The sequence below is a fragment of the Elstera litoralis genome (assembly GCF_000963705.1).
Taxonomy (GTDB): domain Bacteria; phylum Pseudomonadota; class Alphaproteobacteria; order Elsterales; family Elsteraceae; genus Elstera; species Elstera litoralis.
Genome location: NZ_LAJY01000465.1, coordinates 1 through 8,746, shown reverse-complemented (window position 1 = coordinate 8,746; position 8,746 = coordinate 1). Strand labels below are relative to the sequence as shown.

Genomic DNA, 8,746 nt, shown 5'->3' with positions numbered 1-8,746 from the left:
GGCACAATATCGAGTAACACCGATGAGTCAAGCGATATTCAAAAACGAATGTTCGTGAAACGGCGCATGAAACCGCACTTGTCCGCCGGGCCGGTCGATGCTAGGGGTATAGGCCTCTATCGATGCTGCGTCGATAGCAAGTTATTGATGGGAACGCTGACGTGGTGAAGGTCGCGCAATGGTGTATGGGCCGATGGCGTCGCGGTTAAGCGCGCTATCCCTCGTTTAACCGTTTTTTGCGAAAAGGGCCTCTCTACCATGTCGAAAACGTCTGTTCCGTTCGTCTATACGACGAACGGCGGTGTTACCATCACCCGCACGATCACCGATGTTCCGTTCGATGCCGCCATTGATGCGCTGATCGATCAACTCAATACCCAACGCGGCGCGCTGCTGTCGTCGGCCTATGAATATCCCGGTCGCTATAAGCGCTGGAGCTTAGGTTTCGTTAATCCGCCGCTGGAAATCTCGACCGTCGGCCGGGTGTTCACGCTGACGGCGCTGAATGCGCGCGGGCGGTTGCTGCTGCGCCTCGCGCGCCCGGCGCTGGAAAGTCACCCGCATCTGACGGCGATTTCGGTTGCCGAGGATCGCATCGACGGCGCGGTCATTCCGCTGCCGCTGAAGTTCGCCGAGGAAGAGCGCTCGCAGCAGCCCTCCGCCTTCTCGGTCGTGCGCGCGCTGCTGGCAGCCTTCAAGAGCGACGAGGATGAGCACCTGGGCCTTTATGGCGCGTTCGGCTATGATCTGATTTATCAGTTCGAGCCGGTGGACCGCATGCGCCCGCGCCCGGACGATCAGCGCGATATGGTGCTCTACCTGCCCGATCAACTGGTGGTGATCGACAATCAGCGCGGCCAAGCCCAGCAGATTACCTATGATTTCGCCGGGCAAGCGGGCAAGGCGCTTCTAAACACCGATGGTTTGCCGCGCGAAACGGCGGCCATCGACTATAGCGGCGCGCGGCGCAAACCCGTCCAAGCGTCGGATTTTCCGGCGGGGGGCTATGCCGATCTGGTGCGGAAAGCGCTGCCCTATTTTCAGCGTGGCGATCTCTTCGAAGTGGTGCCGGGTCAGACCTTCTTCGAGGAATGCGATGCCCGCCCAGGCGATCTGTTCCGCGCGCTGCGCAAGATCAATCCCAGCCCCTATGGTTTTCTGTTCAATCTCGACGGCGAATATCTCGTCGGGGCCTCGCCGGAAATGTATGTGCGCGTCGAAGGGCGGCGGGTCGAAACCTGCCCGATCTCCGGCACCATTGCGCGTGGCCGCGACGCGATTGAGGACGCCGACCGGATTTTGGAGTTGCTCAACTCCAAAAAAGACGAATCCGAGCTGACCATGTGTACCGATGTCGACCGCAACGATAAAGCGCGCGTCTGCGTGCCCGGCTCGGTGAAGGTCATCGGGCGGCGGCAGATCGAGCTATACAGTCACCTCATCCATACGGTCGATCATGTGGAAGGCACGCTGCGGGCGGAATGCGACGCGCTGGATGCCTTCCTCACCCACACTTGGGCCGTTACCGTCACGGGCGCGCCGAAGCGCTGGGCGGTGCGGTTCATCGAGGAAAATGAGGCGAGCCCGCGCCGTTGGTACGGCGGGGCGGTCGGGCGGCTCAGCTTCGATGGTAATTTGAATACCGGCCTCACGTTGCGCACCATCCGCCTGAAGGATCAAATCGCCGAAATCCGCGTCGGCGCGACGCTGCTCTACGACAGCGACCCCGACGCCGAAGAGCGCGAGACCATCCTGAAGGGCGCCGCCAGCCGCAAGGCGATTCTGGCGGTGAAGCAGGGTCACAATGGCCCGGCGCTTGCCGAGCCGCTACCGCCCGTGGACCGGAATATCCTGATCGTCGATTGCGAAGATAGTTTCGTGCTGACCTTGGCCGATTATTTCCGCCAGACCGGCGCGACCGTGACGACGCTGCGCTATACCCACGCCCCCGCAGCCTTGGCGGCGGGCGGTTGGGATCTCGTGGTTCTGTCACCGGGGCCGGGCCGTCCCGAACAATTCGGCGTTCCCGGCCTCGTGCAGCAGGCGGTTGAGGCCGATGTGCCGGTGTTTGGCGTCTGTCTTGGCATGCAGGGGATGGTCGAAGCTTTCGGCGGCACGCTGGGGCAATTGGCCGAACCCGTTCACGGCAAGCCCAGCGCAGTCAGCGTCGAGAGCAATAGCCTGCTCTTTGCCGGACTGCCGGACGAAGTGACGATTGGGCGCTACCATTCGCTTTACGCCGACGCCGCGACGCTCCCCGAGGCCTTCAGGGTCACGGCCCAAACGGCGGAAGCGMGTGATTATGGCGGTGGAGCATAAGAGCTTGCCCGTTGCGGGCGTGCAGTTCCACCCGGAATCGATCATGTCGCTGGGCGGCGGGGCCGGTCCGGCGATGATCCGCAATGTCGTCACGCGGCTTCGGTCGCAAGTTTCTGCCGCAGGAGAAGCCGCATGAAGGCGAAAGTAACCTGGCTCGAAGCCCGCACCTTCGTTGCCGAATCGGGCAGCGGTCACGCGGTGGTAATGGATGGGGCCCCCGAATCCGGGGGCCGCAACCTCGGGCTGCGTCCGATGGAAATGCTGCTGGCGGGGATGGCCGGGTGTACGGCCTTTGACGTGGTAATGATCCTCGAAAAAGGCCGCCACGCGATTACCGATTGCCAGATTAGCGCCGACGCGGACCGGGCCGAGACCGATCCGAAAGTCTTCACCGCCATCCGCATGCATTACCGCATCACCGGCAAAAACCTGCCGCGCGAGGCGGTGGAGCGCGCCGTGACTCTCTCGGCAGAGAAATATTGCTCAGCCTCGATCATGCTGGGCAAAACCGCCGAGATTACCCACACGATTGAAGTGATCGAAGCCTAGAGAGGCGCGGGGAGGGTTCCGGCCTTCCCCTTACGCCGATTTGCGGCGGGCGGCGAGGGCGGCGAGGGCCGGGCGCAGATGGCCGTCGTGATGGTCCAGCAGCGCACGGGCTTCCGAAACGCCGAGGTCTTCGAGCAGCAAGCGGGCGAGCTTCACTTTACCATTGGCGGCTTCCAGCGCGTCCTCAATCCGGTCCATCGGCGCGTCGGTCAGCCGGTGCAGCATGCGTTCGGCACGGCGGCGCAGTTTTTCGTTGGCCGCGACCATATCGACCATCAAGCCATCGTAAACCCGGCCCAATTGGATCATGACCACGGTCGAAATCAGATTGAGGGCGATTTTTTGGGCAGTGCCCGCCTTCAGCCGCGTCGAGCCTGCGAGCACCTCCGGGCCGGTATCGAGCAGAACCGGATAATCGGCGGCGTGCAGCAGCGGCGAGGCTTCGTTATTGGCGATGCCGACCGTCAGCGCGCCCCGCTGCCGCGAGGCTTGAATGGCAGCAACGGTGAAAGGGGTGGCCCCGGAGGCGGCGAGCCCGATCACCGAATCGTTCGGGCCAATGGCCTCGGCATCGATGGCGGAAATCGCGGCTTCCCGATTATCCTCAGCCCCTTCGACCGATTGAACCAGCGCGTCCAGACCGCCCGCCACAATGAAGACAACGCGGTCGCGCGGCCAATCGAAGGTGGGCGGCAGTTCGGCCCCATCCTGCACCGCAATTCGGCCCGAGGTACCCGCGCCGACATAAACGATGCGCCCGCCCTGGCGCAACCGTTGGGCAATGGCAACCGCCGCCCGTTCAAGCGGGTTGATCGCGGCATTGACGGCGGCAACGGCGCAAAACTGGCTATCGAGCAGCGCGCCCAGAATCTCATCGGGGTTCCAGGCGTCGAGGTCCCGATAGCGCGGGCTGAATTTTTCGGTGCTCAAAACAAAAACCGGACGAAACGGTGGTAAGGAACCTTCACCATACCGACCGTTCCGATCCGGGGTCAATCGCGGCAAATTTTGCTTAGGAGGCGGTGGCGGTCATCTTAAAGATGCCCTGCGCGTTGGAGCTGTCGAAGCCCAGATCCAGCTTTTTTCCGCCGGTCGCATCGTCGGTCATGCTGTCGCGAGTGATGAACTCATAGAAGGAGCCCGGCACCTCGCGCATCACCGTCGCGCCGCTGGCATCGACGAAGGGGCGCTGCACCTGCGCCGCGCGGAAGGCGGTTTGGCGGACGCGGCCCGAGGCCGAGACTTCCACCGCGTCCTTCATCGGGCGGCCCAGCGCCTTCTGTTGGGCGGCGAGCGCATCGACATCGGGAACCCGGTCGGTGGCGTGGTTGAAGGCATTCCCCTCGGTGGCGATCCAGGCCATTTCTGCCGACTCGGCCTTCAGTGCTTCATAGTCGGTGAGGCTGGGGGCTGGGTGATGCCGGTCGAAGCCGCGCGCGATCACCGGCAGGGCAGCGACCGCCGCATCGAGATCGACCGCGCCGTCGCGCTCAAAAGCGGCGAGCGTCGCCACGGTCGCGGCATCGAGCGGATCGACCGAGTCTTTCAGCACATTGGCCACCGCCGCACCGAAGGCCGGGGAGAAGCGATCCACATGCAGTTCGCTCACAAAGAATTGGGCGATATCTTCGGGGAAATCGACCTGACCGTAGGAACGGCCCGTCATCTTTAGGCGATCCAGCGGATACAAGCCGTTCTGGCGGTAGCCGAGGGGGGTGAGCAGGCGCACGAGGGCATCTTGCCCGCGCGGCAGCGCGCCCGTTACGGGGCCGTCGACCGTGCGCACCGCGCCATGATCGTGAACGCTTTTCTCGCCCGCCGCGCGCTTATCGGCGATATAGGCGGCTGCCGCCGGGACGCGCACCATCAGATCGTCGAACAGTACCATGTTCAGCGCTTGCGCCATCACGGCGCGGCTGACGCGCGGGCCTTCCTCGGCCAGAAGCGCTGGGTGGATATAGAGCGTGTCGGCTAAGCTCTGGGCTTTTTCGGCCCCCAAGGTGCGGCTGATGAGCGTGAGCAGAATCGACATATCGGAACTCCGGGAAAAAACCTTATGGCGCTAGCATTGCGCCGCAGGCCTGTCCCGGTCTAGCATCAAATTTGGTTAAGTTGATGCTGTTTTGGAATGATTTATGTCTCTCCCCACGCTCCCCGGCCTGCATGCGGTGGTTCTGGCTGCCGAATATGGGTCGGTTTCGGCGGCGGCGCAAAAGTTGGGGCTCACCCAAAGCGCCGTTAGCCGCCAGATCGCCCAAGTGGAAGCCGCCTTGGGCGTGACCCTGTTCGACCGGGTGCGCCAGCGTATCGCGCCGACCGAGGCCGGGCGCCGGTTCGTCGCCGAGGCGACGCCCTTGTTGAACGATCTCATCCGCGCCTGCCGCACAGCGGGAGAAGCCGGGCAGAGCCTGACGCTCGCCGTTCTGCCCAGTTTTGCAACCCGCTGGCTGGTGCCGCGCCTGCCCGATTTCCAGGCGCGCTATCCCAAACTGCGCCTGGATCTGGTGACGCGAGTGGAGCCTTTCGATTTTATCGGCAGTGGCATTGATGCGGCGATCCACGCCGGACCAAAACCCTGGCCGGGCGCGCGGCTCGATCCACTGTTCGGGGAAACGGTGGTGCCAGTGGCGAGCCCGCGTTTTCGCCAGCGCCACGGGATTCGGGAGGAGGCGGATTTGCTGACCATCCCCCGGCTCGACCTCAACACGCGCCCCGCCGCCTGGGCCGATTGGTTCGCGGCAGGCGATCTTGCCGCGCTGGAGGCCCGCCCGGCGAGCTTCCGCTTTGAGCAGTTTCTGACTCTGGCCGAAGCCGCCGTTCACGGCCTGGGCGCGGCGCTGGTGCCGCGCTTTCTAATCGAACCGGATTTGGCGTCGGGACGGCTGGAGGTGTTGTTCGCGCGCGGTCTTYCGCGCCCCGGCACCTACGCCCTGGCCTATCCGCCCGCCCGCGCCGAACACCCGACCTTGCGGCGGTTCCGGGCGTGGCTTTTGGCGCAGGCGGCCCCGGCGGGGACGCGGGCACTGGAGACGGATTAAACCGCCGTCAAATCCCCCAAGAAGCGATCCACCCCCTGCCGCAATTGATCGGATTGGCGCGCGACCTCGCGGCTGGCAGCCAAAAGATCGGCGGCAGCATCGCCGGTATCGCGGGCGAGGTGCGTGACGTCGCCGATGGTTTCGGAGACCGAGCGCGTGCCCTGGGCCGCCGCTTGCACATTGCGCGCGATATCGTCGGTGGCGGCGCTTTGGCTGGCGACCGCTTCGGCAATGAGGCGCGAGATATTATCCATCTCGCCGATGATACTCCCGATCCCGAGGATGGCATCGACGGTTTCGTCGGTGGTCGTGCGGATATTATTGATCTGCGCGCTAATCTCTTCCGTCGCGCGGGCGGTTTGCGCGGCGAGGTTTTTGACTTCGGTGGCAACCACGGCAAAGCCTTTTCCGGCCTCTCCCGCGCGCGCGGCTTCGATGGTGGCGTTCAGCGCCAGCAGATTGGTTTGCGCCGCGATCTCCCCGATCAGGCGCACGACTTCGCCGATGCGCTCGGCGGCGTCGCTGAGGCCTTGCACGGTTTCATTGGTGGCGGTGGCGCGGTTGACGGCCTGGGCGGCGATGCCGGTGGAATGGGTCACTTGCCGCTCGATTTCGGCAATCGAGGCGGAAAGCTCCTCGCTGCTGCCGCCACCGCGCCGACATTATCGGTCGCAGCCGCGCTGGCGGTTGCGACCGCTTCCGAGCGTTGGGACGTGGTGCCCGCCGTTTTCGCTAAGCTCTCTGCCGAGCCGTTCATCTGGCTGGCGGCGGTGGAGACGATGGTGACGACGCTGCCGACCTCTTGCCGCAGCCGGTCGGCAATCGCGTGCAGGGCGGCGCGACGCTCGGTTTCGGCGGTTGCACGGATGCGGTCGGCTTCGGCGGCGAGGCGCTGGTTTTCCAAGCCATTGCTTTGGAAGACGAGGACGGCCTGGGCCATCGTGCCGATTTCGTCGCGGCGGTCCTGCCCATCGATGGCGATATCGTAGCGGCCCGTCGCCAGGGTCTTCATCGTTGCGCCCAGATGCAGCAGTGGGGCGATGACGCGGCGGGTGACGACCCAGATCGATAGAATCGTCAGCGCAAGGCCGAGGCCGGTGAGCCCCAACATCAACAGAAGGCGCGTATTGGCGGTACCCGCTTTCCGTTCACCGTACGCGGTGGTATCGGCGACGGCTGTTTCTTGAATGGCGAGCAGCGCGTCGAGCGCATTGGCGGCGGTCGTGGGGAAGCTCGCCGGGAGTTTTCCGGCCAAAGCTTGATCGATTTCGCTGCGGTACGGGCCGCGCAGCAGCGTGCCCGCTTTCGCCAAAGCATCGCGCGCGGGCTGACCGAGGGCCGCGAGCCCGGCCTCGCGCTCGACTTCCGCGAAGGCCGCCATATTGATATCGCGCAGCGCCAGCAAGCGGGCTTTGGTGGCCGCGTCCATCTCGGCGGAGAGGAGAACAAGCCCCTCTTCCTCGCTTAAACTCGCGGTGGCATCGGCCAGGAGACGCTTCAGGCGCAGGCGTTGCGCGAGCACCAGGTCGCCCGCCGGGGCCTGCTGCGCCAGGGCGAATTGAACTGCCCGCGCCTGGGCAATCGCCTCGGCCAGCCCATCGGAAAGCCGCAATAGATCGGCGGGGGTGCGGTTCGGGGCGTCCGCACGGGTGCGTTGAACGTCCAGGGTTTTGCGCGCGGTGGCCAGCGCTCCGGCTTCCGGCGGGAGGGTGCCGAGCAGTGCTTGCACCGCCTCAATCCCCTCATCCGCGCCAAAATCGGCATTGGTGCGGCGCATTTGGATCGCGTCGGGCTTCGATCCTGCCAGGGTTACCGCGCGCTCGCCCGCCCACTGGGTTGCGGCCCAGGTGAACAGATCGGTCGTGCGGTTCAACTCCACGGCTTGCTTGAAAGCCTCCCGTTCCCGCCAGGCATCGAGCGCGGCGAAACCGGCGGCGGCGAGCAGCAGCAGCGTGAGCGTGGACACGACGGCGAGGAGTTGGGCTTTGAGCGACATGGGGATTTCCCTTGGAACAAATAGACGGATTAACCGAAACGCCGACGCAGCCAGTGATCGACCGACCAAGCCCCCGGCCCGCGCACGATGAGCAGGAGCAGGACGAAGGCCCAAAAATAATGCTCGCTGTGATAGAAGTAGGTAAACTGGATCATCGCCGTCATGGCAAGCAAAGGAATTGCGGCAAGACGCGCGAACAGCCCGAGAAGGAGCAAAACCGGCATCGTCAGTTCGGTCGCAGTCGCAAGCACGGCGGCGATTTCCGGGCTAAAAAATGGCGTTTGATACTCGTCGCGGAAAAGGTCCACGGTTGTTTCGAACGACGCAAGCTTCACTAAGCCCGAGCGAAAGAAAATCTCCGCGATCATCCAGCGCCCGAGCAGGTCGAGCGGGGCGGTTAAGTGGCGTTCCGCCAGAGTTCGGGCCGCGCGGGCTCCGGCAAGTAAGGGGCTGAACACTCTTGATACCTCTTCTATCGTAGGATTTGTTCAGGGGTGAAGGCGGGTAAACGCACGGGCGTGCAACAGGCCGAGTAGGGCTTCGCTGAGATCGAAACTCTCCGGCAGGTCAACCACGGCCTCGGCAATGCTGGCTCCGGCCAGGAGCCCGCTCAGAAACTGGGCGTCGTCCGGGGCGAGAACGCGCCATTCCACCCGCCCGTCGGGGCGGGTTAAAACGAGGCTCTGGGGCTCATCGAGCGCTAGGCTAGAGAGATCGGGCGTGTCGGCGGTTTGATGGGCCTGCCACAGGTCGGCGACCGCAAAAGACGATTGAACCAGCCGCGCGCTTGGATGGGCGGTGAAGCGCAGGGCGGCGAAACTCGCCTCCGGCACGGCGGCAAAAT

10 protein-coding genes are annotated in these 8,746 nt (G+C 64.3%); 4 read left to right on the top strand and 6 right to left on the bottom strand.

Features of this window, described 5'->3' with window-relative positions; translation table 11 throughout:
- Positions 1-258 precede the first annotated feature (258 nt).
- The 3 genes from VZ95_RS15860 to VZ95_RS15855 are packed head-to-tail and all read left to right on the top strand — an operon-like array spanning position 259 to position 2,868.
- Entirely contained in the window at positions 259-2,319 is a 2,061-nt protein-coding gene (locus VZ95_RS15860) for an anthranilate synthase component I (protein ID WP_269747119.1), read from the top strand.
- Positions 2,303-2,455: a glutamine amidotransferase-related protein gene (locus VZ95_RS28330; RefSeq protein WP_269747118.1), complete on the top strand. Its 153-nt coding sequence runs from the start codon at positions 2,303-2,305 to the stop codon at positions 2,453-2,455. Before VZ95_RS15860 ends, VZ95_RS28330 begins: the two co-directional genes overlap by 17 nt.
- Entirely contained in the window at positions 2,452-2,868 is a 417-nt protein-coding gene (locus VZ95_RS15855) for an OsmC family protein (protein ID WP_045776724.1), read from the top strand. The genes VZ95_RS28330 and VZ95_RS15855 overlap by 4 nt, the downstream gene beginning before the upstream one ends.
- 30 nt (positions 2,869-2,898) lie before the next feature.
- On the opposite strand, the gene VZ95_RS15850 is transcribed toward VZ95_RS15855, so the two are convergent.
- Complete coding sequence (locus VZ95_RS15850; RefSeq protein ID WP_045776723.1) at positions 2,899-3,798, bottom strand: N-acetylmuramic acid 6-phosphate etherase; 900 nt, start codon at positions 3,796-3,798, stop codon at positions 2,899-2,901.
- 82 nt (positions 3,799-3,880) lie between these two features.
- On the bottom strand, positions 3,881-4,900 hold the full coding sequence (locus tag VZ95_RS15845; RefSeq protein WP_084627847.1) for a DUF1338 domain-containing protein: 1,020 nt from the start codon (positions 4,898-4,900) through the stop codon (positions 3,881-3,883).
- A 103-nt stretch (positions 4,901-5,003) separates the two neighbouring features.
- Between VZ95_RS15845 and VZ95_RS15840 the strand changes: the two genes are divergently transcribed.
- On the top strand, positions 5,004-5,906 hold the full coding sequence (locus tag VZ95_RS15840) for a LysR family transcriptional regulator (RefSeq protein WP_045776722.1): 903 nt from the start codon (positions 5,004-5,006) through the stop codon (positions 5,904-5,906).
- Here VZ95_RS15840 and VZ95_RS22250 read toward each other — a convergent pair.
- The 4 genes from VZ95_RS22250 to VZ95_RS25795 form a co-directional block, all read right to left on the bottom strand.
- Complete coding sequence (locus VZ95_RS22250; RefSeq protein WP_052711841.1) at positions 5,903-6,505, bottom strand: methyl-accepting chemotaxis protein; 603 nt, start codon at positions 6,503-6,505, stop codon at positions 5,903-5,905. The two genes, VZ95_RS15840 and VZ95_RS22250, sit on opposite strands and share 4 nt — an antisense overlap.
- A complete protein-coding gene (locus VZ95_RS22245; RefSeq protein ID WP_052711840.1) occupies positions 6,502-7,902 on the bottom strand; it encodes a HAMP domain-containing protein in 1,401 nt (466 codons plus the stop codon). The genes VZ95_RS22250 and VZ95_RS22245 overlap by 4 nt, the downstream gene beginning before the upstream one ends.
- A gap of 29 nt (positions 7,903-7,931) precedes the next feature.
- Entirely contained in the window at positions 7,932-8,360 is a 429-nt protein-coding gene (locus tag VZ95_RS15830) for a DoxX family protein (protein ID WP_084627845.1), read from the bottom strand.
- Between the two features lie 30 nt (positions 8,361-8,390).
- A partial coding sequence (locus VZ95_RS25795; RefSeq protein WP_045776720.1) for a hypothetical protein occupies positions 8,391-8,746 on the bottom strand: 356 nt, incomplete at its 5' end.